Source organism: Ramlibacter agri (assembly GCF_012927085.1).
GTDB lineage: Bacteria > Pseudomonadota > Gammaproteobacteria > Burkholderiales > Burkholderiaceae_C > Ramlibacter > Ramlibacter agri.
Genome location: NZ_JABBFX010000002.1, coordinates 721,012 through 742,849 on the forward strand (window position 1 = coordinate 721,012; position 21,838 = coordinate 742,849).

The 21,838-nt window shown below is 67.3% G+C and carries 22 protein-coding genes and 1 tRNA gene; 3 read left to right on the top strand and 20 right to left on the bottom strand.

Annotated elements, in window-relative coordinates:
* From nuoH to HHL11_RS22030, 16 genes are all read right to left on the bottom strand, one after another.
* Window positions 1–1,083 carry an NADH-quinone oxidoreductase subunit NuoH gene (nuoH, locus tag HHL11_RS21955; protein WP_169420691.1) on the bottom strand — a complete coding sequence of 361 codons (1,083 nt, stop codon included), beginning with the start codon at window positions 1,081–1,083 and terminating at the stop codon, window positions 1–3.
* The gene (gene nuoG / locus HHL11_RS21960) at window positions 1,080–3,227 is read right to left on the bottom strand and encodes an NADH-quinone oxidoreductase subunit NuoG (RefSeq protein ID WP_169420692.1); all 2,148 of its coding nucleotides are present in this window, start codon (window positions 3,225–3,227) and stop codon (window positions 1,080–1,082) included. Before nuoG ends, nuoH begins: the two co-directional genes overlap by 4 nt.
* Window positions 3,224–4,555, bottom strand: a complete 1,332-nt coding sequence (gene nuoF, locus HHL11_RS21965) for an NADH-quinone oxidoreductase subunit NuoF (RefSeq protein ID WP_169420693.1) — start codon at window positions 4,553–4,555, stop codon at window positions 3,224–3,226. The genes nuoG and nuoF overlap by 4 nt, the downstream gene beginning before the upstream one ends.
* Window positions 4,555–5,037: an NADH-quinone oxidoreductase subunit NuoE gene (gene nuoE, locus HHL11_RS21970; RefSeq protein ID WP_169420694.1), complete on the bottom strand. Its 483-nt coding sequence runs from the start codon at window positions 5,035–5,037 to the stop codon at window positions 4,555–4,557. The genes nuoF and nuoE overlap by 1 nt, the downstream gene beginning before the upstream one ends.
* A complete protein-coding gene (locus tag HHL11_RS21975) occupies window positions 5,034–6,287 on the bottom strand; it encodes an NADH-quinone oxidoreductase subunit D (protein WP_169420695.1) in 1,254 nt (417 codons plus the stop codon). The genes nuoE and HHL11_RS21975 overlap by 4 nt, the downstream gene beginning before the upstream one ends.
* A 137-nt stretch (window positions 6,288–6,424) precedes the next feature.
* Complete coding sequence (locus tag HHL11_RS21980) at window positions 6,425–7,033, bottom strand: NADH-quinone oxidoreductase subunit C (protein WP_169420696.1); 609 nt, start codon at window positions 7,031–7,033, stop codon at window positions 6,425–6,427.
* Window positions 7,030–7,509, bottom strand: coding sequence for a NuoB/complex I 20 kDa subunit family protein (locus HHL11_RS21985; protein WP_169420697.1), 480 nt, complete (start codon window positions 7,507–7,509; stop codon window positions 7,030–7,032). The genes HHL11_RS21980 and HHL11_RS21985 overlap by 4 nt, the downstream gene beginning before the upstream one ends.
* A 38-nt stretch (window positions 7,510–7,547) precedes the next feature.
* On the bottom strand, window positions 7,548–7,919 hold the full coding sequence (locus HHL11_RS21990) for an NADH-quinone oxidoreductase subunit A (protein ID WP_169420698.1): 372 nt from the start codon (window positions 7,917–7,919) through the stop codon (window positions 7,548–7,550).
* 64 nt (window positions 7,920–7,983) lie between these two features.
* Window positions 7,984–8,068, bottom strand: a tRNA-Leu gene (locus HHL11_RS21995).
* A 142-nt stretch (window positions 8,069–8,210) separates the two neighbouring features.
* On the bottom strand, window positions 8,211–8,663 hold the full coding sequence (gene secG / locus HHL11_RS22000) for a preprotein translocase subunit SecG (RefSeq protein WP_169420699.1): 453 nt from the start codon (window positions 8,661–8,663) through the stop codon (window positions 8,211–8,213).
* Between the two features lie 33 nt (window positions 8,664–8,696).
* Window positions 8,697–9,455, bottom strand: a complete 759-nt coding sequence (tpiA, locus tag HHL11_RS22005) for a triose-phosphate isomerase (RefSeq protein ID WP_169420700.1) — start codon at window positions 9,453–9,455, stop codon at window positions 8,697–8,699.
* 14 nt (window positions 9,456–9,469) lie between these two features.
* Window positions 9,470–10,456: an NAD(P)H-quinone oxidoreductase gene (locus tag HHL11_RS22010; protein WP_169420701.1), complete on the bottom strand. Its 987-nt coding sequence runs from the start codon at window positions 10,454–10,456 to the stop codon at window positions 9,470–9,472.
* Window positions 10,457–10,459: 3 nt separating this feature from the next.
* Window positions 10,460–12,796 (bottom strand): polyribonucleotide nucleotidyltransferase, encoded by a 2,337-nt coding sequence (gene pnp / locus HHL11_RS22015; RefSeq protein WP_169420702.1) that lies wholly within the window; start codon window positions 12,794–12,796, stop codon window positions 10,460–10,462.
* Window positions 12,797–12,960: 164 nt separating this feature from the next.
* Entirely contained in the window at window positions 12,961–13,224 is a 264-nt protein-coding gene (gene rpsO / locus HHL11_RS22020; RefSeq protein WP_169420703.1) for a 30S ribosomal protein S15, read from the bottom strand.
* Window positions 13,225–13,359: 135 nt separating this feature from the next.
* Window positions 13,360–14,523, bottom strand: a complete 1,164-nt coding sequence (locus tag HHL11_RS22025; protein ID WP_342593268.1) for a pyridoxal phosphate-dependent aminotransferase — start codon at window positions 14,521–14,523, stop codon at window positions 13,360–13,362.
* A 142-nt stretch (window positions 14,524–14,665) separates the two neighbouring features.
* Window positions 14,666–15,931 (bottom strand): branched-chain amino acid ABC transporter substrate-binding protein, encoded by a 1,266-nt coding sequence (locus HHL11_RS22030; RefSeq protein ID WP_169420705.1) that lies wholly within the window; start codon window positions 15,929–15,931, stop codon window positions 14,666–14,668.
* A 165-nt stretch (window positions 15,932–16,096) separates the two neighbouring features.
* Here HHL11_RS22030 and HHL11_RS22035 point away from each other — a divergent pair, with 165 nt between their 5' ends.
* Window positions 16,097–16,474 (top strand): Hsp20/alpha crystallin family protein, encoded by a 378-nt coding sequence (locus HHL11_RS22035; RefSeq protein ID WP_169420706.1) that lies wholly within the window; start codon window positions 16,097–16,099, stop codon window positions 16,472–16,474.
* 87 nt (window positions 16,475–16,561) lie between these two features.
* Here the strand turns inward: HHL11_RS22035 and HHL11_RS22040 are convergent, their stop codons facing one another.
* From HHL11_RS22040 to HHL11_RS22050, 3 genes are read right to left on the bottom strand one after another with little or no spacing between them, the layout of a single operon-like run.
* Window positions 16,562–17,536 (bottom strand): Bug family tripartite tricarboxylate transporter substrate binding protein, encoded by a 975-nt coding sequence (locus tag HHL11_RS22040; protein WP_169420707.1) that lies wholly within the window; start codon window positions 17,534–17,536, stop codon window positions 16,562–16,564.
* A gap of 22 nt (window positions 17,537–17,558) precedes the next feature.
* Complete coding sequence (locus HHL11_RS22045) at window positions 17,559–18,503, bottom strand: hydroxymethylglutaryl-CoA lyase (protein ID WP_169420708.1); 945 nt, start codon at window positions 18,501–18,503, stop codon at window positions 17,559–17,561.
* Complete coding sequence (locus tag HHL11_RS22050) at window positions 18,496–19,632, bottom strand: CaiB/BaiF CoA transferase family protein (protein WP_169420709.1); 1,137 nt, start codon at window positions 19,630–19,632, stop codon at window positions 18,496–18,498. Before HHL11_RS22050 ends, HHL11_RS22045 begins: the two co-directional genes overlap by 8 nt.
* A gap of 84 nt (window positions 19,633–19,716) precedes the next feature.
* On the opposite strand from HHL11_RS22050, the gene HHL11_RS22055 reads away from it, so the two are divergent.
* The gene (locus HHL11_RS22055; RefSeq protein WP_169420710.1) at window positions 19,717–20,610 is read left to right on the top strand and encodes a LysR substrate-binding domain-containing protein; all 894 of its coding nucleotides are present in this window, start codon (window positions 19,717–19,719) and stop codon (window positions 20,608–20,610) included.
* Between the two features lie 44 nt (window positions 20,611–20,654).
* On the opposite strand, the gene HHL11_RS22060 is transcribed toward HHL11_RS22055, so the two are convergent.
* Window positions 20,655–20,825 (bottom strand): hypothetical protein, encoded by a 171-nt coding sequence (locus tag HHL11_RS22060; protein WP_169420711.1) that lies wholly within the window; start codon window positions 20,823–20,825, stop codon window positions 20,655–20,657.
* 117 nt (window positions 20,826–20,942) lie between these two features.
* On the opposite strand from HHL11_RS22060, the gene HHL11_RS22065 reads away from it, so the two are divergent.
* Window positions 20,943–21,836, top strand: a complete 894-nt coding sequence (locus tag HHL11_RS22065) for a LysR family transcriptional regulator (RefSeq protein ID WP_169420712.1) — start codon at window positions 20,943–20,945, stop codon at window positions 21,834–21,836.
* Window positions 21,837–21,838: the final 2 nt, after the last annotated feature.

The following is a 21,838-nucleotide window of genomic DNA, read 5'->3' on the forward strand; positions in this document are numbered from 1 at the left end:
TTATTTGAAGATGTTGTAAGGCGTTTGCATCCACGCCCCGATGACGACGAGCCACACGAGCGTGACCGGAATGAAGATCTTCCAGCCCAGGCGCATGATCTGGTCGTAGCGGTAGCGCGGGAAGGTCGACCGGACCCACAGGAACATGGTGACCATGACGAAGGTCTTGGCGCCCAGCCAGATCCAGCCGGGGATCAGGTTCAGGATCGGGGCGTCGATGGGAGGCAGCCAGCCGCCCAGGAACATGATGACCGCCAGGATGGAGACGAGCCACATGTTGGCGTACTCCGCCAGGAAGAACATGGCGAAGGACATGCCCGAGTACTCGATCATGTGGCCGGCCACGATTTCCGATTCGCCTTCCACCACGTCGAAGGGGTGGCGGTTCGTCTCGGCCAGGCCGGAGACGAAGTACACGACGAAGATGGGCAGCAGCGGCAGCCAGTTCCAGGACAGGATGCCGATGCCCCTGTCCGCGAACATGCCGCGGCCCTGCTGCATGACGATGTCCGTCATGTTCAGGCTGCCGGCGACCATCAGCACCACCACGAAGCAGAAGCCCATGGCGATTTCGTAGCTGACCATCTGGGCCGAGGCGCGCAGCGCGCCCAGGAAGGCGTACTTCGAGTTCGACGCCCAGCCGGCGATGATGACGCCGTACACCTCGAGCGAGGTGATGGCCATCATGAACAGCAGGCCGGCGTTAATGTTGGACAGCGCGACTTCAGGACCGAAGGGGATAACCACCCAGGCGGCCAGCGCCGGCATGATGGTCATGACCGGGCCCAGCAGGAACAAGCCCTTGTTGGCGACCGTCGGGAGGATGATCTCCTTGGTCATCAGCTTGAGCGCGTCCGCGATCGGCGTCAGCAGGCCGAAGGGGCCAATGCGGTTCGGGCCGGGGCGGATCTGCGTCCAGCCGATCGCCTTGCGTTCCCACAGCGTGAGGTACGCGACGCAACCCATCAGGGGCAGCACGACGCAGATGATCTTGATCAGCGTCCAGACGATGGGCCAGCCGGCCCCCGTCCACCAGGGCGCGGCGATCAGGCCGTTGCCGAAGCCGTAGATGCTTTCGATCATGCAGCCACCTCGTTCGCCACGCGGGCGTCGGCCGTGAGCTGCAGCGAAGGCGCGCGGCGCACGATGGAGTCCAGCTGGTAGATGGCGGCGCTGACCGGGCGGGCGTTGGTGTCGCCCAGCCAGGCGGCAGCGCTGGTCTTGTTGGACAGCAGGCCGCCCTGCACCAGGTCCTGGCCGGCGTCGGCCTTGCCGCGCGCCGCTTCCAGCACGTCCTGCGAAGACTCGTATTCGAAGCCTGGCAGGCCCAGCAGGTTGGCCAGCACGCGCAGCACCTTCCAGCCCGGGCGGGTTTCCGCCAGCGGCTTGACCACGGCGTGGAAGCCCTGGACGCGGCCTTCGGCGTTGACGAAGGTGCCGGGCGTCTCGGTCCACGGCGCGATGGGCAGCAGCACGTCGCTGATGTCCATGTTGGCCTTGAACGGGCTGAGCGTCACCACCATGTCGGCCTGGCCGATGGCGGCGGCGCCCTTGGCGCCGGCGGCGGAGTCGAACTCCGGCTCGTTGTTCAACAGGATCGCAGCCTTCAGGCCGCCCGCCAGCATCTGGCCGGCGTTCAGGCCGCCCTGCCCCGGCAGCGCCTTCACCAGTTGCGCGCCAACGGTGTTGGCGGCTTCGGTGAGGTAGCCCACGGTGGCGCCGATCTGGTCGGCGATCCAGCTGGCCAGGGCCAGCAGCGACGAAGCGCTGGGGTGGTGCGCGGCGGCGTTGCCCAGCAGGATGGCCTTGCGCTCGCCGGACAGCAGCGTCGCGGCGATCGCCTTGGCGGCGTCGGTGGCGTTGCCCTGCAGCGGAGCCTTGCTGCCCTTCTCGTTGCCGATGGCGGTGGCCACGTCGGCCAGCACTTGCGTCCATTGGCCGGCCGGAACGATGGACTTGCCGGCGATGTTCATCGCCCAATCGTCGTCGCGGTCGTGGATGACGGAGAGCTTGGCGCCGGTGCGCACGGCGTAACGCATGCGCAGCGCGAACAGCGGGTGGTCCTTGCGCAGGTTGGAGCCGACCACCAGCGCGCCTTGCAGCGTCGACAGCGAGGCGATGGTCGTACCGAGCCACCGCACCGCAGGTGCGTCCTGTGACGCGCCTTCGTTCGTCGTGAATTCTGCGTTGCGCAGGCGGTAGTCGATGTTCTCGGAGCCCAGGCCACGCAGCACCTGCGCGGCGAGGAACAGTTCTTCCACCGTGCTGTGCGGGCTGGCCAGCAGGCCGATCGCCTTGGCGCCGTGCTGCTGCTTGACCTGCTTCAGGCCGTTGGCCACGTATTCCAGCGCGGTCTGCCAGTCGACCGTCTTCCACTCGCCGCCCTGCTTCAGCATGGGGGCGGTCAGGCGCTCGTTGCCGTTCAGCGCTTCGTAGGAGAAGCGGTCGCGGTCGGCCAGCCAGCATTCGTTGACGTCGTTGTTCTCGAACGGCAGGACCCGCAGGACCTTGTTGTTCTTGACCTGGACGATCAGGTTGGCGCCTTCGGAATCGTGCGGGCTCACACTCTTGCGGCGCGAGAGTTCCCAGGGCCGCGCGCTGTAGCGGAACGGCTTGCTGGTGAGCGCGCCGACCGGGCACAGGTCGATCATGTTGCCGGACACTTCGGAATCGACCGTGTCGCCCAGCACCGTGGTGATCTCGCTGTGCTCGCCGCGGTGGATCATGCCCAGCTCCATCACGCCGGCCACTTCCTGGCCGAAGCGCACGCAGCGGGTGCAATGGATGCAGCGGCTCATCTCCTCCATGGAGATCAGCGGGCCGACGTCCTTGTGCAGGACCACGCGCTTCTCTTCCTGGTAGCGGGAAGCGGAGCCGCCGTAGCCCACGGCCAGGTCCTGCAACTGGCATTCGCCGCCCTGGTCGCAGATCGGGCAGTCCAGCGGGTGGTTGATCAGCAGGAACTCCATCACCGACTGCTGCGCCTTGATCGCCTTGTCGCTCTTGGTGCGGACGATCATGCCGTTGGTGACGGGGGTGGCGCAGGCCGGCATCGGCTTGGGCGCCTTCTCCACGTCCACCAGGCACATGCGGCAGTTGGCGGCGATGGAGAGCTTCTTGTGGTAGCAGAAGTGCGGAATGTAGGAACCGGCCTTGTCGGCAGCATGCATCACCATGCTGCCTTCCGGCACCTGGACCTTCTGTCCGTCGAGTTCGATCTCAATCATTGTGTGACGGCCTCGGCCTTCTTGATCTTGGCCTCGAATTCGTGGCGGAAGTGCTTGATCATCGCCCGGACCGGCATCGCGGCGGCATCGCCCAGCGCGCAGATGGTGCGGCCCTGGATGTTGTCGGCGACGGAGTTCAGCAGGTCGATGTCGGACGGCTTGCCGACGCCGTGGTGGATGCGGTCCACCACGCGCCACAGCCAGCCCGTGCCTTCACGGCAGGGCGTGCACTGGCCGCACGATTCGTGCATGTAGAAGTAGGACAGGCGCAGCAGGCTTTCCACCATGTCGCGCGTTTCGTCCATGACGATGACCGCGCCCGAGCCCAGCATGGAGCCGGCCTTGGCGATGGAGTCGTAGTCCATCGTGCAGTTCATCATGATGTCGGCGGGCAGCACCGGGGCGGACGAACCGCCGGGGATCACCGCCTTGAGCTTCTTGCCGCCGCGGACGCCGCCGCACAGTTCCAGCAGCTTGCTGAAGGGCGTGCCCAGGGGGACTTCGTAGTTGCCGGGCATTTCCACGTCGCCGGACACCGAGAAGATCTTGGTGCCGCCGTTGTTGGCCTTGCCGCAATCGAGGTAGGCCTGGCCGCCGTTGCGGATGATCCAGGGCACCGCCGCGAAGGTCTCGGTGTTGTTGATCGTGGTGGGCTTGCCGTACAGGCCGAAGCTGGCCGGGAACGGCGGCTTGAAGCGCGGCTGGCCCTTCTTGCCTTCCAGCGACTCGAGCAGCGCCGTTTCTTCGCCGCAGATGTAGGCGCCGAAACCGTGGAACGCGTGCAGCTGGAAATTGAAGTTGCTGCCCAGGATCTTGTCACCCAGGTAGCCGGCCGCGCGGGCTTCTTCCAGCGCTTCCTCGAAGCGGTCGTAGGTCTGGAAGATCTCGCCGTGGATGTAGTTGTAGCCGATGGAGATGCCCATCGCGTAGGCCGCGATGATCATGCCCTCGATGACGATGTGCGGGTTGAACTGCAGGATGTCGCGGTCCTTGCAGGTGCCCGGCTCGCCCTCGTCCGAGTTGCACACCAGGTGCTTCTGGCCGGGGAACTGGCGGGGCATGAAGCTCCACTTCAGGCCCGTGGGGAAGCCGGCGCCGCCGCGGCCGCGCAGCGCGCTTTCCTTGACGGTGGCGATCACCTGGTCCTGCGTCAGGCCGTCGGCGATGATTTTCTTCAACGCCTGGTAGCCGTCGCGCGCCTCGTAGTCCTTCAGGCGCCAGTTGGTGCCGTCCAGGCCCGCGTAGATCTGCGGGTTGATGTGGCGGCCATGGAAGCAGGTCTGGACGCCCGTCGCCTGGAACTGCGCGAGAACTTGTTCAGCGTTCATCACTTGGCACCCTTCAGCCCGTCGACCAGCTGGTCGAGCTTTTCGCTGGTCATGAAGCTGCACATCGTGCGGTCGTTCACCAGCATCACCGGCGAGTCGGCGCAGGCGCCCAGGCACTCGCTTTGCTGCAGCGTGAACAGGCCGTCGGCCGTGGTCTCGCCCATGGCGATGCCCAGCTTCTTTTCCAGGTGCTGCAGCGCCTTCTGGCCGTCGCGCAGCTGGCAAGGCAGGTTGGTGCAGACGTTCAGCTTGTACTTGCCGACCGGCTTCTGGTTGTACATGTTGTAGAAGGTCGTCACCTCGTGCACCGCGATGGCGGGCATGCCGAGGTAATCGGCGATCTGCTGCTCGGACTCCTTGCTGACGAAGCCCTGCTCCTGCTGGACGATCGCCAGGCAGGCCATGACGGCGGACTGCTTCTGGTCCGCCGGGTACTTCGCCACTTCCCTGGCGAAGCGATTCTTGGTGGATTCCGAAATCATCGGTCGATCTCTCCGAACACGATGTCCATGGTTCCGATGATCGCGACGCCGTCGGCGATCATGTGCCCGCGGGACATTTCGTCCATCGCGGCGAGGTGCGCGAACCCCGGCGGACGGATCTTCATGCGATAGGGCTTGTTGGCGCCGTCGCTCACGATGTAGATGCCGAACTCGCCCTTCGGGTGCTCGACGGCCGCGTATGACTCGCCTTCCGGCACGCGCATGCCTTCGGAGAAGAGCTTGAAGTGGTGGATCAGCTCCTCCATGTTGCTCTTCATGCTTTCGCGCGAGGGCGGCGCCACCTTGTGGTTGTCGGTGATGACGGGGCCCGGGTTCGCGCGCAGCCAGGCCACGCACTGCTGGACGATCTTGTTCGATTCGCGCAATTCCTGCACGCGGACCAGGTAGCGGTCGTAGCAGTCACCCGTCTTGCCGATGGGGATGTCGAAGTCCATCTGGTCGTAGACCTCGTAGGGCTGGTGCTTGCGCAGGTCCCACACGATGCCGGAACCGCGCAGCATCGGGCCGGAGAAGCCCAGGTTCAGCGCGCGCTCGGGCGTGACCACGCCGATGCCCACGGTGCGCTGCTTCCAGATGCGGTTCTCGGTCAGCAGCGTCTCGTATTCGTCGACGTACTTCGGGAAGCGCTTGGTGAAGGCGTCGATGAAGTCCAGCAGCGAACCGTGCCGGTCTTCGTTCATGCGCTCGATCTCGCGCTGGTTGCGGATCTTGTTCGCCGTGTACTTCGGCATCGTGTCCGGCAGGTCGCGGTAGACGCCGCCCGGACGGAAGTAGGCTGCGTGCATGCGCGCGCCGGAGACCGCTTCGTACATGTCGAAGATGTCTTCCCGCTCGCGGAAGCAGTAGATCAGCATGTTCATCGCGCCGCAGTCCATGCCGTGCGCGCCGAGCCACATCAGGTGGTTGAGCAGGCGCGTGAGCTCGGAGAACAGGACGCGGATGTACTGCGCGCGGATCGGCACTTCGACGCCCAGCAGCTTTTCGACGGCCAGGCAGTACGCGTGCTCGTTGGACATCATCGACACGTAGTCGAGGCGGTCCATGTAGGGCAGGTTCTGGATGTAGGTGCGGGTCTCGGCCAGCTTTTCGGTGGCGCGGTGCAGCAGGCCGATGTGGGGGTCGGCGCGCTGGATCACTTCGCCGTCCAGCTCCAGCACCAGGCGCAGCACGCCATGCGCTGCCGGGTGCTGCGGGCCGAAGTTGAGGGTGTAGTTCTTGATTTCAGCCATGGTCTAGCAGCCGGAACTTCCGGACGCAAAGGACGCAAAAGTTGCGCAAAGAACGCCAAAGGACATCAAAGGATTTTTTGCGTCCTTTGAGTTCCTTTGCGCCCTTTGCGTCCGGAAGTCCGTTCCCGATCCCGTTTTCACTGCATCCCCTCCCCGTACTTGTCCTCGCGGATGATGCGGGGCACGATTTCGCGCGGCTCGATCGTCACCGGCTGGTAGATCACGCGGCCGCGCTCGGGGTCGTAGCGCATTTCGACGTGGCCCGACACCGGGAAGTCCTTGCGGAAGGGGTGGCCGATGAAGCCGTAGTCGGTCAACAGGCGGCGCAGGTCGTCGTGGCCTTCGAAGACGATGCCGTACAGGTCGAAGGCTTCGCGCTCGAACCAGCTGGCCGCGTTCCACACGGGCGTGATCGAGTCCACGACGGGCAGGTCGTCGTCGGGCGCGAACACGCGGATGCGCACGCGCTGGTTCAGGCTGACGGACAGCAGGTGCGACGTGACTGCGTAGCGCAGGCCGTCGTAGTCGCCCATGCGGTATTCGCTGTAGTCGACGCCGCACAGGTCCTGCAGCTGCTCGAACTTGCAGCCTTCGCCGTCACGCAGGATGCGGCAGGCTTCCGTGTAGTTCTGCGCCGTGACGACGACGGTCACTTCGCCCAGCGCGAGGTCCACGCGCTTGGCCTTGTCGCCGAGGGCGGCGACCACTGCGTCACGGGTGCTTTCGGGGGAGGTGGCGATGATCATGCGCGGGCGATCGTCTGGGTGCGGCGGATCTTCTGCTGCAGCTGGATGATTCCGTACAGCAGCGCCTCGGCCGTCGGCGGGCAGCCGGGCACGTAGACGTCCACCGGCACGATGCGGTCGCAGCCGCGCACCACCGAGTAGCTGTAGTGGTAGTAGCCGCCGCCGTTGGCGCAGGTGCCCATGGAGAGCACCCAGCGCGGTTCGGCCATCTGGTCGTACACCTTGCGCAGAGCCGGCGCCATCTTGTTGCACAGCGTGCCGGCCACGATCATCAGGTCGGACTGGCGCGGGCTGGGCCGGAACAACATGCCGAAGCGGTCGATGTCGTAGCGGGCGGCGCCCGCGTGCATCATTTCGACCGCGCAGCAGGCGAGGCCGAAGGTCATGGGCCACAGCGAGCCGGTCTTGGCCCAGTTGATGACCGTGTCCACGGTCGTGGTCACGACACCTTTTTCAAGAATGCCTTGGTTTGCCATCGGAAACTTTCGAAATCAGTGAAGGGCTCCGGGAGGGATCACTCCCAGTCGAGCGCGCCCTTCTTCCACTCGTAGATGAAGCCCACCACCAGGATGGCCAGGAAGATCATCATGGCCCAGAAGCCGACCGCGCCGATTTCCTTCAGCGCGACCGCCCACGGAAACAGGAAGGCGATCTCGAGGTCGAACAGGATGAAGAGGATGGCGACGAGGTAGTAGCGCACGTCGAACTTCATGCGCGCGTCCTCGAAGGCCTCGAAGCCGCATTCGTAGGGGGAGTTCTTCTGCGCGTCGGGCTTGTGAACGCCGATGACGTTCGAGATGGTCCAGCCGATGGCTTGGGGCGCGACGCCTACTCCGACCCCTACGAGGATGAACAGGAGGACAGGAAGGTACTGGTCGAGGTTCATCTGGGGCGAGGCTCTTGGAATCTTGGAGGCCTGCCCTGACCTTGGCCGGGCAGGCTGTTGTATTTGGTGCCGTCGGCGAGACTCGAACTCGCACAGCTTTCGCCACTACCCCCTCAAGATAGCGTGTCTACCAATTTCACCACGACGGCAATCGTGCACTGCGCCCCTCATCGCTTGAGGAATTTGCCTCGCCAAGAGCTGGAGGCATGTGCGATTCAGGACAACTACTGATTGTACTCCGAAGGAGACGCCCCACTGCCGTGCTGCAGCGGGGTTTGGGAGCTTGTCAGCTTACTTGGTCGGAATCTGGCCCGCGCCGGAAGCCGCCGGTGCCGCCGGCATCGCCGTGCCGGGCGCGCTGCTGGTGGCGGGCACGCCGGCCGGGCCGCCCGGGATCTGGCCGGCGGTGCCGGCCGCAGCGGGGGCTGATGCGTTGGCGGCGGCCGGCGAGGCGGCCGGGACCGCGGCGCGTTCCAGCACGCTGGAGCCGCCCGTGGTGGGCGCCACGCTGTGGCTGAAATACGCGAGCAGCAGCGTGCAGGCGAAGAACACGGCGGCCAGGACGGCGGTGGTGCGCGACAGGAAGTTCGCGCTGCCGGTGGCGCCGAACAGGCTGCCGGAAGCGCCGCTGCCGAAGGCGGCGCCCATGTCGGCGCCCTTGCCGTGCTGCAGGAGGATGAGGCCGATCATGCCGAGGGCCGACAGCATCTGGATGGCGAGCACGATGGTCGTGATGGCTTGCATGGAATAACTCCGTAGTTTTCGTTCGTGGCCGCTTCAGCGCTGGGAAGCGTTGGCGGCGGCAATGATCTGCAGGAAATCGGGGGCCTTCAGGGACGCGCCGCCGATCAGGCCGCCGTCGATGTCCGCCTGCGCGAGCAGGCTGGCGGCGTTGGCGGCATTCATGCTGCCGCCATAAAGGATCTGGACGCGCCCGGCGTGTTCCGTGGCGGCGGCCAGCTGCTTGCGCAGCAAGGCATGCACCTGCTGCGCCTGCTCCGGCGTCGCCGTCCTGCCGGTGCCGATGGCCCAGACCGGTTCGTAGGCGACGACGATCTCGCTGATGCAATGGCCGTTGACGTGGATGACGGCGGCCAGCTGGCGCTTCACCACTTCCTCGGTCTTGCCGGCTTCGCGTTCGGCCAGCGTCTCGCCGATGCAGACGATGGGCGTGATGCCGTGGGCAAGCGCCGTCCTGGCCTTCTCGGCCACCAGCGCATCGGTCTCGCCGTGGTACTGGCGGCGTTCGGAATGGCCGACGATGGCGTAGCGCACGCCGAACTCGCGCAGCATGGCCGCGCTGGTCTCGCCGGTGTAGGCGCCCGAGGCGTGCTGCGACACGTCCTGCGCGCCCAGGTCCAGTTTCGACCCGTGGCGCAGCATCTGCACCTGCGCCAGGAAAGGCGCGGGCACGCAGACCGCCACGTCGCAGGCCGCCTCCTTCATGCCGGCGGCCACCGCGCGCACCAGCGCGTCGTTGGCCTCCAGGTTGCCGTTCATCTTCCAGTTGCCGGCAATCAGCTTCTTCTTGGTCATCCGTCCCTCAGCCACTACCACGTCAGCACGATCTTCCCGATGTGCTGGTTCGATTCCATCAGCGCGTGCGCCCGGGCGGCGTCTTCCGCCGGGAAGGTGCTGTGGATGATCGGCTTGATCTTGCGCGCTTCGATCAGCGGCCACACGTTGCGCTTCAGCGCGGCGGCGATGTCCGCCTTGAAGCCCACCGGCCGCGGCCGCAGCGTGGAGCCAGTGATGGTCAGGCGCCTGCGCAGCACCAGGCCGGCGTTGAATTCCGACTTGGTGCCACCCTGGATGGCGATGATCACCAGCCGGCCGTCCTCGGCCAGGCACTCGACCTCGCGCGCGACGTAGGCGCCGGCGACCATGTCGAGGATCACGTCCACGCCCTTGCCGCCGGTGAGCTTCTTCGTCTCCTCGACGAAGTCCTGGGTCTTGTAGTTGATCGCGTGGTCGGCGCCGAGCTCGCGGCAGGCCTTGACCTTGTCGTCGGTGCCCGCCGTGGCGATGACCGTCGCGCCCATGGCCTTGGCCATCTGGATCGCGGTCACGCCGATGCCGCTGGTGCCACCCTGCACGAGGAAGGTTTCACCGGCCTGCAGGCGGCCGCGGTCGAAGACGTTGCTCCAGACCGTGAAGAAGGTCTCGGGCAGCGAAGCCGCCTCGATGTCGTTCAGGCCCCGGGGGATAGGCAGGCACTGGCCGACGGGCGCCACGCACAGTTGCGCGTAGCCGCCGCCAGCCACCAGCGCGCAGACGCGGTCACCCAGCTTGAAGCCGGCTTGCGCCATCGCCTGGGCGTCGCCGCCGATGATGTCGCCCGCCACTTCCAGGCCCGGGATGTCGGACGCGCCGGGCGGCACGGGGTAGTGCCCCATGCGCTGCAGCACGTCCGGCCGGTTGACGCCGCTGGCCCAGACGCGGATCAGCAGCTCGCCCGCCCCCGGCTGGGGGTCGGGCCGCTCGCCGGCGCGCAGGACTTCCGGTGCGCCGTACTGCTGGATCTCGATCGCCTTCATGGCTTACTGCTGCGTGTCGCCCTTGGGCGCGCCCTGCTCCTGCTGCTCGGGCGAGGACTCGCGCGGTTCGCGCGGCGGCTGCTGCTCGCCACGCGGTTCGCGGGACTCACGCGATTCGCGCGGGGGACGATCACCACGGTCGCCACGGTCGCCGCGATCGCCACGGTCACCGCGGTACTCGCCGCGCGGGGGACGGTCGCCGCGATCGCCACGGTCGCCACGCGGCTCGCGCTCGGGCATGCCTTCCGGACGCTCCAGCAGGGCCTTCATGGACAGCTTGACGCGGCCCTTGTCGTCGGTCTCCAGGACCTTGACCTTCACGACCTGGCCTTCGGACAGGTAGTCCGTGACCTTCTCGACGCGCTCGTGGGCGATCTGGCTGATGTGCAGCAGGCCGTCCTTGCCGGGCAGCAGGTTGACCAGGGCGCCGAAGTCCAGGATCTTGGTGATCGGGCCTTCGTAGACCTTGCCGATTTCCACTTCGGCGGTGATCTGCTCGATGCGCTTCTTCGCCTCTTCGGCCTTGTCGGCGTCGGTGGAGGCGATCGTGATGGTGCCGTCTTCGGCGATGTCGATCTGCGTGCCGGTCTCTTCGGTCAGCGCGCGGATGACGGCGCCGCCCTTGCCGATCACGTCCCGGATCTTTTCCGGGTTGATCTTCATCGTGTACAGGCGCGGCGCGAAGTTGGACACGTCGGTCTTCGCCTCGCCCAGGGCTTCCTGCATCTTGCCCAGGATGTGCATGCGCGCTTCCTTGGCCTGGGCCAGGGCGACCTGCATGATTTCCTTGGTGATGCCCTGGATCTTGATGTCCATCTGCAGGGCGGTCACGCCGTTGACGGTGCCGGCCACCTTGAAGTCCATGTCGCCGAGGTGGTCCTCGTCGCCCAGGATGTCGGTCAGCACGGCGAAGCGGTTGGCTTCCTTGATCAGGCCCATGGCGATGCCGGCCACGTGGGCCTTCATCGGCACGCCGGCGTCCATCAGCGCCAGGCAGCCGCCGCAGACGGAAGCCATGGAGGACGAGCCGTTGGACTCGGTGATCTCGGAGACCACGCGCATCACGTAGGGGAACTCTTCCTTCGAAGGCAGCAGCGGGATCAGCGCGCGCTTGGCCAGGCGGCCGTGGCCCACTTCGCGGCGCTTGGTGCTGCCCATGCGGCCCACTTCACCGGTGGCGAAGGGAGGCATGTTGTAGTGGAACAGGAAGCGGTCCTGGTATTCGCCGGCCAGCGCGTCGATGCGCTGCGCGTCCTGCTCGGTGCCCAGCGTGGAGATGACCAGCGCCTGGGTTTCGCCGCGCGTGAACAGGGCGGAGCCGTGGGTGCGGGGCAGCACGCCGGTGCGGATCTCGATGGGACGCACGGTGCGGGTGTCGCGGCCGTCGATGCGCGGCTCGCCGTTCAGGATCTGGCTGCGCACGATGCGCGCTTCGATGTCGAACAGCAGGTTGTCGACCTTGATCGGATCGAACTCGGTGCCCTGCTCCTTCAGCGCGGCGTGCACCGAAGCCGTGGCTTCGCGCAGTGCTTGCGTGCGGGCCTGCTTGGAGCGGATCTGGTAGGCAGCGCGGATATTCTCCTCGGCCAGGCCAGTGACCTTGCCGATGAAGTCTTCGTCCTTGGCGGGCGCTTGCCAGTCCCACACCGGCTTGCCGGCTTCGCGCACCAGTTCGTGGATGGCGTTGATGGCGATGTTGCCCTGCTCGTGGCCGAACACCACGCCGCCCAGCATCACTTCCTCGGACAGTTGCTGCGCTTCGGATTCCACCATCAGCACGGCGGATTCGGTGCCGGCGACGATCAGGTCCAGCTGCGAGTTCTTGCGCTCGGACGGTCCGGGGTTCAGCACGTATTCGCCGTTGACGTAGCCCACGCGGGCGGCGCCGATCGGGCCGTTGAACGGCAGGCCGGAGATGGCCAGCGCGGCGGACACGCCGATCATGGCGGCGATGTCGGCGTCGACTTCGGGGTTCAGCGAGATGGTGTGGATGACCACGTGCACCTCGTTGTAGAAGCCTTCGGGGAACAGCGGGCGGATCGGGCGGTCGATCAGGCGGCTGGTCAGCGTCTCCAGCTCGGAGGGCTTGGCTTCACGCTTGAAGAACGAGCCGGGGATCTTGCCGGCGGCGTAGGTCTTCTCGATGTAGTCGACGGTCAGGGGGAAGAAGTCCTGGCCCGGCTTGGAGGTCTTGGAGCCGACGACGGTGGCCAGCACCACCGTGTCGTCGATGTTCACCAGCACGGCGCCGGAGGCCTGGCGCGCGATCTCGCCGGTTTCGAGCGTGACGGTGTGGTTGCCCCACTGGAACGTCTTGGTGACCTTGTTGAAGATGCTCATGGCTTTTCTCTTTCTCTTGTGGCCGGAGGTTCGGACACGATGCCATTCCTGAAGGGTTCGCCGCTAGCCCTTGAGGAATGACACAGCGTCTGTCCGATGCTCCGAAGTAAAAAACGCCTGAGCGATCCGTGAATCGTCTCAGGCGTCCGTCTTGGGGATGCGCTTTACTTGCGCAGGCCCAGCTTGCCGATCAGCGCCGTGTAGCGCTCGGCGTCCTTGTTCTTCAGGTACGCCAGCAGGCTCTTGCGGCGGTTCACCATGCGCAGCAGGCCACGGCGGCCGTGGTGGTCCTTGGCATGGGTCTTGAAGTGGGGGGTCAGCTCGTTGATGCGGGCGGTCAGCAGCGCGACCTGCACTTCCGGGCTACCGGTGTCATTGGTGCCGCGCGCGTGAGCGGCGACGACTTCTGCCTTGTTGAGGGCGGTCATGAGGTTCCTTAAGAGATTGTTGACTTGCGTTGGGAGCCGGAATTGCAGACCCAACGTGCGCTCTGCGGGGTGCAGAACCTGGGGATTATAGCTTGAGTTGCCATCCCGGGCTGGACCCGGGATCGACGCCGCAAATTACCTCGCCAACCAGGTGGCCAGCCGATCGACGCCCTGCCCCAGCCGCGCCACGTCCTTCGAGGCGAAGCACCACCGCAGCCACCCTTGGGCCTCCGGCGCGAAGGCGTTGCCGGGCGCCAGTCCGATCCCGGCCTCGGCCACCAGCCGCTTGGCCAGGGCCAGCGAATCGTCGTAACCGGCCAGCTTGAAGAAGGCGTACATGCCGCCCTTGGCCGGGCTGAGCTCCACGCCCGGCAGCGCCTGCAGCAGCGGCACCAGGGTGTCGCGGCAGGTTTTCAGGTGCGCCACGACCCGGGGCGTCACTTCGTCGGTGCGGCGCATGGCCTCCACCGCGGCCCGCTGGGTGAACACGCTGGCGCAGGAGGTGTTGAACTCGATCAGCTTGCCCATGTGGTGGGTCAGCGCCGGCGGCATCACCAGCCAGCCCAGGCGCCAGCCGGTCATCAGGAAGCTCTTGGAGAAGCTGTGGGCGACGATCAGCCGGTCGTCCGGCCCCGCCACGTCCAGGAAGCTCGGGGCACAGCCGTTGGGCGTGGTTTCGTAGTACAGCCGCTCGTACACCTCATCGGCCAGGATCCAGGTGCCGGTAGCGCGGCAGTGCTCCAGGACGGCCTTCTGCTCGTCCCGGCTCAGCGTCCAGCCGGTGGGGTTGTTGGGGGCATTGACGATCAGCAGCCGCGTGGCCGGGGTGATGGCTGCCAGCAGGCGCTGCAGGTCCAGCTTCCAGGCGCCGCCTTCGGGCTGCAGCGACACGCGCTTGAGGTTCGCGCCCATGATCTGCGCCTGGGCCGTGAGGTTGGGCCACACGGGCGTGACCGCCACGACTTCATCGCCGGCATCCACCACCGCCTGCACCGCCAGCATCAGGGCGCTGACGCCGCCGGACGTGACGGCGATCCGCTCCACACCGACCGGGCCGTGCAGCTTGCTGGTGTACGCCGAGATCGCCTCGCGCAGTTCCGGCAGCCCCAGGTTGTGGGAGTAGAAGGTCTCGCCCGCCTGCAGCGAAGCAATGGCCGCCTGCCGAATGAAGTCCGGCGTCACCTCGTCGCTCTCGCCGAACCAGAAGGCCAGCACGTCGCTGCGCCCCATGCCGGCATTGGCCACTTCGCGGATCTTGGATTCTTCGAGGTCGAGGACGGTTTGGCGCATGGCGTGGATTGTCCGCGAAGCGGAAAAACCGGACTGCCGGACGCAAAAGCCGCAAAGGTTTCGCAAAAACCGCAAAAGGACATCCAAATGAAATTGGATTTCCTTTGCGAGCTTTGCGTTCTTTTGCGACCTTTGCGTCCTGCCTTCGAATTCAGGTCGGCCGAACCATCTTGCAGGACGTCGGCATTTCGACCTTGGGCGGCGGGAACTGCCGCACCACGCGGAAGCCGTAGCCGGAGCCTTCCACGTCGAACTTCACGCCCGGCGCGCCCTGGCGGTCCATCACGCCCACCACCAGCGGCTGCTGGAACTGGTGGTCGGCCGCGCGCATCGTGCCCACCCAGCCGGCGAAGGACACCGACGCATGCTCCAGCGCGTTCGCCAGCGGCACCGCGTCGGTCGTGCCGGCCTTCTCGATGGACTGCGCCAGCGCCTCCACCATCAGCTGCAGCCGCATGTGCACATAGTCGTCCGCGGGATCGGGGAAGCGCTTGCGGAAGGACTGCATGAAGGCCTCGCTCTGCGCCGACGGCACGTTGGGCAGCCAGTCGGCCACGGCGATCACCTTGCCGATGCCGGCATCGCCGATCGCCGCCGGCGCGCCCAGCGCATTGCCGTAGAAGGTGTAGAAGCGCCCGTCGAAGCCGGACTCGCGCGCCGCCTTCACCAGCAGCGTGAGGTCGTTGCTGAAGTTGCCCGTGATGACGGCGTCCGCGCCGCTCGCCTTGATCTTCGCCGCATAGGGCGCGAAGTCCTTGATGCGCGCCAGCGGCACCAGTTCGTCGGCCACGATCTTCACGTCGGGCCGCTGCAGCGCGAGCTGGCGGCGCACCTCGCGCGCCACGCCCTGGCCGAAGCTGTAGTCGGGGTTCACCAGGTACACCGACTTCACGGCCTGGTCCTCGCGCAGCACCGACATCAGCGCGGCGATGCGCATGTCCGCATGGGCGTCGAAGCGGAAGTGCCAGAAGCTGCACTTCTCGTTGGTCAGCGCCGGGTCGACCGCGGCGTAATTGAGGTAGACGACACGCCGCTGCGGGTCGCGTTCGTTCTGCTTGTTGATCGCTTCCACCAGCGCCGCGGCGACGGCGGAGGAGTTGCCCTGCAGCACGATGCGCGCGCCGTCGTCGATGGCGGAACGCAGCGCGGCGAGCGCTTCCTCGATCTGGCCCTTGCTGTCGTAGCGCACCAGCTGCAGCTGCCGCTGGCCGTCGCGGGTCTTCACGCCGCCGCGCTGGTTGACGCGCTCCATCGCCCAGTGGATGTTGCGGAACATGGACTCGCCGCCGTTGGCATTGCCGCCCGAGAAGCCTTCGATCATGGCGACCTTGATGGGGGCGCCCTGCGCGCTGGCCAGGGCGGGCAGACATGCCGCCGCGGCCAGTGTTTTCAAGAGGTGGCGGCGAAATTTATTCATGCGTGGCTGGTCCTTGAAATGCGCTTCGCGATGCGCAGATGGGGAACATGCGGCGCTCGACGGAAACGGGAGCCGCGCAGTGTAAGGGACGCGAGGACTGGTAATGCCACGTACCACAGCGCCCCGCAAGCCAACCGATTTCAGGACACTTCAGGAGTAGTGGATATGTTTTTCGCCCCCGCCCTTCGCACCCGCGCTTTCGCTCCCGCCACCCGTGGTTTCGACCGCAGCTTCGAGCGCTTCCTCGCCGACTCCTTCGCCCCGGCCTCCGGCGCCCTGAAGGTCGAACAGAACGAGCAAGCGTGGACCCTGTCGCTGGACCTGCCGGGCGTCGCCCGCGAGCAGCTGGCCATCGAAGTCGACGGCACCGTGGTCCGCTTGAAGACCGCCCAGGAAGCCGCGCGCCAGTTCAGCGCCGCCTACGAGCTGCCGGCCGAGATCGACGCCGACGCGACCAGCGCCAAGCTGGAAAACGGCGTGCTGACGCTGACGCTGGGCAAGAAGAAGGCCGTCGTCACCTCGCGCACGATCGCCGTGCAGTAAGCGCCGTCCTCCCGCGAAGCAGAAAGCCCGCTGACGCGGGCTTTTCTTCGTGGGTCCCGGGTCAAGCCCGGGATGACAGGGACCAGGTCACTCCGGCTCGATCCCCGCCGCCTTGATGATCTTCCCCCACTTCTGCGACTCCGCCGCCTGGAACTTCGCCAGGCCTTCGGGCGTGCTGGTCGCCACGTCCTGGCTGGTCTGCACCTGGAAGGCCATCACGGAAGGCGCGGCGGAGACCTTCAGCATCATCTCGTTCAACTGCTTCGCCAGCGCGGGCGAAGCACCCGGAGGCAGGTACACGGCCGTCCAGTAGGACATGTCGTAGCCCTTGACGCCGGCCTCTTCGACGGTCGGAACATCGGGTGCGGAGGCCATGCGCTTGTTGCCGCTCGCGGCCAGCGCGCGCAGCTTGCCGGACTTCACCTGCGGCAGCGCGGTGGGCGCGTCGGCGAACATGAAGTTCACCTGGCCGCCGATCAGGTCGGTGATCGCCATCGGGTTGCTCTTGTACGGCACGTTGACCATGTCGACGCCGGCCATCTGCTTCAGCATCTCGCTGGCCACGCGGCTGGACGAACTGCCGCTGCCGAAATTGAGCTTGCCCGGCTGCTTGTGCGCGGCGGCCAGCAGGTCGCCGACCGTCTTGTACGGCGAGCTCGGGCTCACCAGCAGGAACATGTGGCCCTTGGACAGCAGCGCCACCGGCGTGTAGTCCTTCACCGGGTCGTAGGGCAGCTTCTTGAACAGGTGCTCGTTGGCCGCGTGCGTCGTGTTCGTCGTCATCAGCACGGTGTAGCCGTCCGGCGCCGCCTTGGCCACGTACTGCGCGGCGATGAAGCCGCTGGCGCCGGCGCGGTTGTCCACCAGCACCGGCACCTTGTATTCCTCGGTCAGCGCCTGCGCCATCACGCGCGCCTGCTGGTCGGTGCCGCTGCCGGCCGCGAAGGGCACGACGATGGTGATCGGCTTGCTGGGATAGTTCTGGGCCAGTGCTGGCGGCGCGGCGAGAGCCGCGGCCAGCAGGCCGGCGGCGGCCAGCAGGCGGGAAAGCGAAAACTGCATGTTGTCTCCTGTTGTGATCTGTTCAGTGGCGGAAGCGGGCCAGCGTGCCGCCGCGCATCAGTTTGCCGGGGAGCGGATGGCCCACGATGCTTTCGGCGAGGCGCGCGCATTCGACCAGCGCCTCGAGGTCGATGCCGGTTGCTATGCCCATCTCTTCGCAGAGGAAGGCGAGGTCTTCGGTGCAGATGTTGCCAGCGGCGCCCGCATGGCCGGCGAAGGGGCAGCCGCCCAGGCCGCCACAGGCGCTGTCGAAGGTGTCCACGCCCATCTGCAGGCCCATGAGCGCGTTGGCCATGGCGGTGCCGCGCGTGTCGTGCAGGTGCAGGCCGATGCGCTGCTCGGGCCAGCGCTCGCGCACGGCGCCCACCACCGCGGCGATCGCCTGCGGGTTGGCCCAGCCCACCGTGTCGGCCAGGCGCAGCACCGGCAGCTTCATGCCGTATTCGCCGACCACCGCCAGCAGGCGCTCGGCCTGCTGCACCACGCGCTCCACCGGGATCGCGCCTTCGAGGTTGCAGCCGAAGGCCGTGGTGACGATGCCGGAGACCAGCGGGATGTCGTTCTCGACCAGGTAGTCCAGCGTCTGGCGGTGCGCGGCGAGCAGGCCTTCGGTGTCCTTGCCGTTGTTGCGCACCGAGAAGCTTTCGGAAGCGCTCAAGCCCACCTGGCCGCCAATGTCCAGCGGCGTCTTGCGCGCGCGCTGCATGCCGCGCAGGTTCAGCCACAGGCCGGTGTAGCGCACGCCCTCGCGGCGCTGGATCGCACGCGCCACTTCCTCGGCGTCGGCCATCTGCGGCACGCGCTTCGGGTCGACGAAGGACACGCACTGCACTTCGGCGACGCCGGTGCCGGCCAGCGCCTCGATGAAGCGCACCTTGTCCGCGGTGGCGATGGGGCCCTGCTCGATCTGGAAGCCCTCGCGCGGGCCTTCCTCGTGGATGTGGACGCGGCGGGGGAAATCAGCCATGGTTTTTCAGTCCGTAGTCGGGGTTGTGCTGGCCCAGGCGCGGCGCCGGGCCCTGGTGCGTGGGGCGCTCGCCGTCCACCGTGATCGGCAGCGCCGTCAGCGAGAAGTCTTCGTCCGGTACCGGCTGCAGCAGGCCCAGCGCCTGCACCTGCGGATGCGCCAGCGCCTCGGGCACCGTGTGCACCGGCGCGCAGGGCACGCCAGCTGCTTCGAAGCGTTCCAGCCACGTCGCGCGCGGCTGCTCGCGCAGCAGCGGCTCCAGTTGCGCCAGCAGTTCCGCCTTGTTCTGCAGGCGCGAGCGGTTGGTGGCGAAGCGCGGGTCTTCCACCCAGCCCGGGCGCCCCAGCTCCTGCGCCAGCTTGGCGAACAGGCGGTCGTTGCCGCAGCAGATGAGGACCGGCAGGTCCGCCGTGTCGAAAGCCTCGTAGGGCACGAAGCCCGGATGGCCCGAGCGGTGCCGGTCCGGCAGGCGGCCCTGGTTGACGAAGGCGTCGGCCTTCTGGCCGTTCCAGACCAGCGCCGTTTCCAGCAGCGAGGCCTGCACCACGCCGCCGCGGCCGGTGCGGTGGCGGCGTTCCAGCAGCGCCAGCGCGGCGATCACCGCCCACATGCCGGTGCCCTGGTCGCACAGCGATGCGCCGCTGCGCATGGGCGGGTCGTCCGGCCCGCCATTGAGGCTGGACAGGCCACTGAAGGCCTGCACCAGCGGCTCGTAGCCGGGGCGCTGCGCCATCGGCCCGGCGTGGCCGAAGGCGGAGATGCCGCAGTAGATGAGGCGCGGGTGGCGCGCGCACAGCGACGGTCCATCGATACCCAGCGACTCGGGCACGCCGGCGCGCAGGTTGTGGACCAGGATGTCGCTGTCGGCGGCCAGGCGTTCGAAGTCGGCCAGCCCTTCGGGGCTCTTGAGGTCGATCGCGACCGACTTCTTGCCGCGGTTGAAGATGTGGAAGTTGAGCGCGTCGCCGTGCCGGAAAGCCGGGCCCATGTGGCGCGCGTCGTCGCCGCCTGCGGGGCGTTCGAGCTTGACCACCTCGGCGCCGAGGTCCGCGAAGATGGCGCCCGCGAAGGGGCCGGCCAGCACCTGGCCCAGCTCCAGCACCCGCACGCCTGCCAGGATGTTCTGCATGGGCGCCATTCTGGGCAGCGGCGATTGATCTGGGAATTACAATCTTCCTATATCTCTGATCCGCAAAGTGGATCAGGTCCCCGCGTGAAGATCCCCCTCACCCTGCAGCAGCTGGAAGCCTTCGCCGAAGTGGCGCGCACCGGCAATTTCCGCGCCGCCGCCCAGGCGCTGCACGTCTCCCAGCCGGCCCTCAGCCGCACGATCAAGCTGTGCGAGGACGCGGTCGGCACCCGCCTGTTCGACCGCGACACGCGCCACGTGGAGATCACGCCGGCCGGCCGCGAGCTCTTGCCCATCGCCCAGCGCATCCTGGCGGACTTCAATGGCGCCTTCGGCGAGCTGGCGCAGTTCCTCGAAGGGCGCAGCGGCCATGTGACCATCGCCGCCCTGCCCTCGGCCGGCGTGGCCTTGCTGCCGCCGGCCATCGCGGCCTTCCGCCGCGAGCATCCGCAGGTGGAGTTCTCCTTCCTGGAAGGGCCGGCGGAGGTGGTGCGCGCGGCGGTCGACGAAGGCCGCGCCGATTTCGGCATCACCGTGCGGCCGGCGCCACACGAGCCGCTGCGCTACCGCCACTGGATGGACGATCCCTTCGTGCTGGTGTGCCGGGCCGACGACCCGCTGGCGGCGCGTTCCTCGGTGCCGTGGACCGTGTTCGCCGGCCAGCCCTTCATCGCCAGCGGCAGCAAGAGCAGCATCCGGCCGATCACCGATGCGGCGTTCCTGCGCAAGGGAATGCAGGTGCACCAGGCGCTGGTGTTCCCCAGCGTGGCGGCGGGCGGGGCGATGGTGCTGGCGGGCTTGGGGGTGACGGCGCTGCCGAAGCTGGCCTTGCACTTGCTGAACCACCAGGGGCTGGCGACGGTGCCTTTGACGAGTCCGGCCATGACCCGGCCGGTCGGGCTGATTACCCGTGCAGGGCGCTCGTTGTCGCCGGTGGCGCGGGCATTCATGGACCGCGTGGTGGCATCGAAGCCCTGACGGGCATCACGCGGCCACGGCCAGGTGCCGCCGCTGCGCCTGCGTCAGGCCTCCAGCGTGATCTGGCGCTCGCGCCGCAGCGCCGTCCACACGCGGCGCAGCGCGCGGCCGATGGCGTTCCACATTGCGTCGATCGCGTCGCCGCGCAGTTGGCGGGCGCGCAGCGCGGCGGCTTCCTTGAGCCTGGCGAAGTCCTCGGTATCGCGGTAGTCCATGGTTCGCTCCTTGGGGCCTCGACTCTAGGAAGCGAGCGCCCAGGCGGAAACGCCGCTGCCGGCAAATCGCTTTTGCACGCCCTGCAAGGACAGCGCCGCACCGCTACCATGCGCGCCATGCGCAAACTGCAGCTGGACGAACTGGCCCTCTTCGCGCGCGTGGCCGAACTGGGCTCCCTGTCGGCCGTCGCGCGCGAGCGCGACGTGCCCGTGAGCCAGGTCTCGCGCACCCTGGTGCGGCTGGAGAAGGCGTGCGGCGCACGGCTCGTGCAGCGCTCCACGCACAGCCTGTCGCTCACCGACGAAGGCCACACCTTCCTCGCCTACAGCCGGCGCGCGGTGGAGACGATGGAGGAGCTGGAAGGCGAGTTCGCGCTGCGCTCCGGCGGCCCGAGCGGCCGCGTGCGGGTGGCCTGCAGCACGGTCATCGCGCAGTACCAGCTGGTGCCCAGCCTGCCGCTGCTGGCGCAGCGCCACCCCGAGGTGCAGGTGGACCTGCAGGTGACCGACCGCCTAATGGACATGGCGCGCGAAGGCATCGACATCGCGATCCGCACCGTGACCACCTTGCCGGAGACCGTGGTGGCGCGGCAGGTCGGCACGCTGGGCCGCGGGCTGTACGCGTCACCGGCCTATGCGAAGGCGCACGGCCTGCCGGCGCGGCCGGAGGAACTGGCGCGGCACCGGCTCGTCACCAACAGCGAGGTCACCGTGCTCAACGCCTGGCCCTTCCGGGTCGATGGCGAGCCGGTGGTGGTGCCCGCGCGCGGCGCGTGGTTCGCCAACGACACGGGCATGATCGCCAACATGGTGGTGCAGGGCCTGGGCATCGGCCGCCTGACGACGCTGGTCGGCGACGTGCTGGTGGGCGAAGGCCGGCTGGTGCCGGTGCTGGCGGAGTTCGTGGAGCTGCAGCCGGTGCCGGTGTACGCGGTGACGGCGGGCACGCGGCAGAGGCTGCCGAAGATCAAGGCCTGCCTGGATTTCTGGCAGGAGTGGTTCGGCCGGTGACC

Bases quoted from the DNA above. Each gene is read 5' to 3' on its own strand.
- rpsO (WP_169420703.1), bottom strand. From the start codon at position 13,224: ATGACCGCCCTCAACAAGGCAGAAGTCGTCGCCGCTCACGCGCGCGGC.
- HHL11_RS22050 (WP_169420709.1), bottom strand. From the start codon at position 19,632: ATGCAGAACATCCTGGCAGGCGTGCGGGTGCTGGAGCTGGGCCAGGTG.
- HHL11_RS21985 (WP_169420697.1), bottom strand. From the start codon at position 7,509: ATGGCAAACCAAGGCATTCTTGAAAAAGGTGTCGTGACCACGACCGTG.
- HHL11_RS22010 (WP_169420701.1), bottom strand. From the start codon at position 10,456: ATGAAGGCGATCGAGATCCAGCAGTACGGCGCACCGGAAGTCCTGCGC.
- HHL11_RS22035 (WP_169420706.1), top strand. From the start codon at position 16,097: ATGTTTTTCGCCCCCGCCCTTCGCACCCGCGCTTTCGCTCCCGCCACC.
- secG (WP_169420699.1), bottom strand. From the start codon at position 8,663: ATGCAAGCCATCACGACCATCGTGCTCGCCATCCAGATGCTGTCGGCC.
- HHL11_RS21980 (WP_169420696.1), bottom strand. From the start codon at position 7,033: ATGATCATCGCCACCTCCCCCGAAAGCACCCGTGACGCAGTGGTCGCC.
- HHL11_RS22065 (WP_169420712.1), top strand. From the start codon at position 20,943: ATGCGCAAACTGCAGCTGGACGAACTGGCCCTCTTCGCGCGCGTGGCC.
- HHL11_RS21990 (WP_169420698.1), bottom strand. From the start codon at position 7,919: ATGAACCTCGACCAGTACCTTCCTGTCCTCCTGTTCATCCTCGTAGGG.
- tpiA (WP_169420700.1), bottom strand. From the start codon at position 9,455: ATGACCAAGAAGAAGCTGATTGCCGGCAACTGGAAGATGAACGGCAAC.
- pnp (WP_169420702.1), bottom strand. From the start codon at position 12,796: ATGAGCATCTTCAACAAGGTCACCAAGACGTTCCAGTGGGGCAACCAC.
- HHL11_RS21975 (WP_169420695.1), bottom strand. From the start codon at position 6,287: ATGGCTGAAATCAAGAACTACACCCTCAACTTCGGCCCGCAGCACCCG.
- nuoE (WP_169420694.1), bottom strand. From the start codon at position 5,037: ATGATTTCGGAATCCACCAAGAATCGCTTCGCCAGGGAAGTGGCGAAG.
- nuoG (WP_169420692.1), bottom strand. From the start codon at position 3,227: ATGATTGAGATCGAACTCGACGGACAGAAGGTCCAGGTGCCGGAAGGC.
- nuoF (WP_169420693.1), bottom strand. From the start codon at position 4,555: ATGAACGCTGAACAAGTTCTCGCGCAGTTCCAGGCGACGGGCGTCCAG.
- HHL11_RS22040 (WP_169420707.1), bottom strand. From the start codon at position 17,536: ATGCAGTTTTCGCTTTCCCGCCTGCTGGCCGCCGCCGGCCTGCTGGCC.
- HHL11_RS22060 (WP_169420711.1), bottom strand. From the start codon at position 20,825: ATGGACTACCGCGATACCGAGGACTTCGCCAGGCTCAAGGAAGCCGCC.
- HHL11_RS22030 (WP_169420705.1), bottom strand. From the start codon at position 15,931: ATGAATAAATTTCGCCGCCACCTCTTGAAAACACTGGCCGCGGCGGCA.
- nuoH (WP_169420691.1), bottom strand. From the start codon at position 1,083: ATGATCGAAAGCATCTACGGCTTCGGCAACGGCCTGATCGCCGCGCCC.
- HHL11_RS22045 (WP_169420708.1), bottom strand. From the start codon at position 18,503: ATGGCTGATTTCCCCCGCCGCGTCCACATCCACGAGGAAGGCCCGCGC.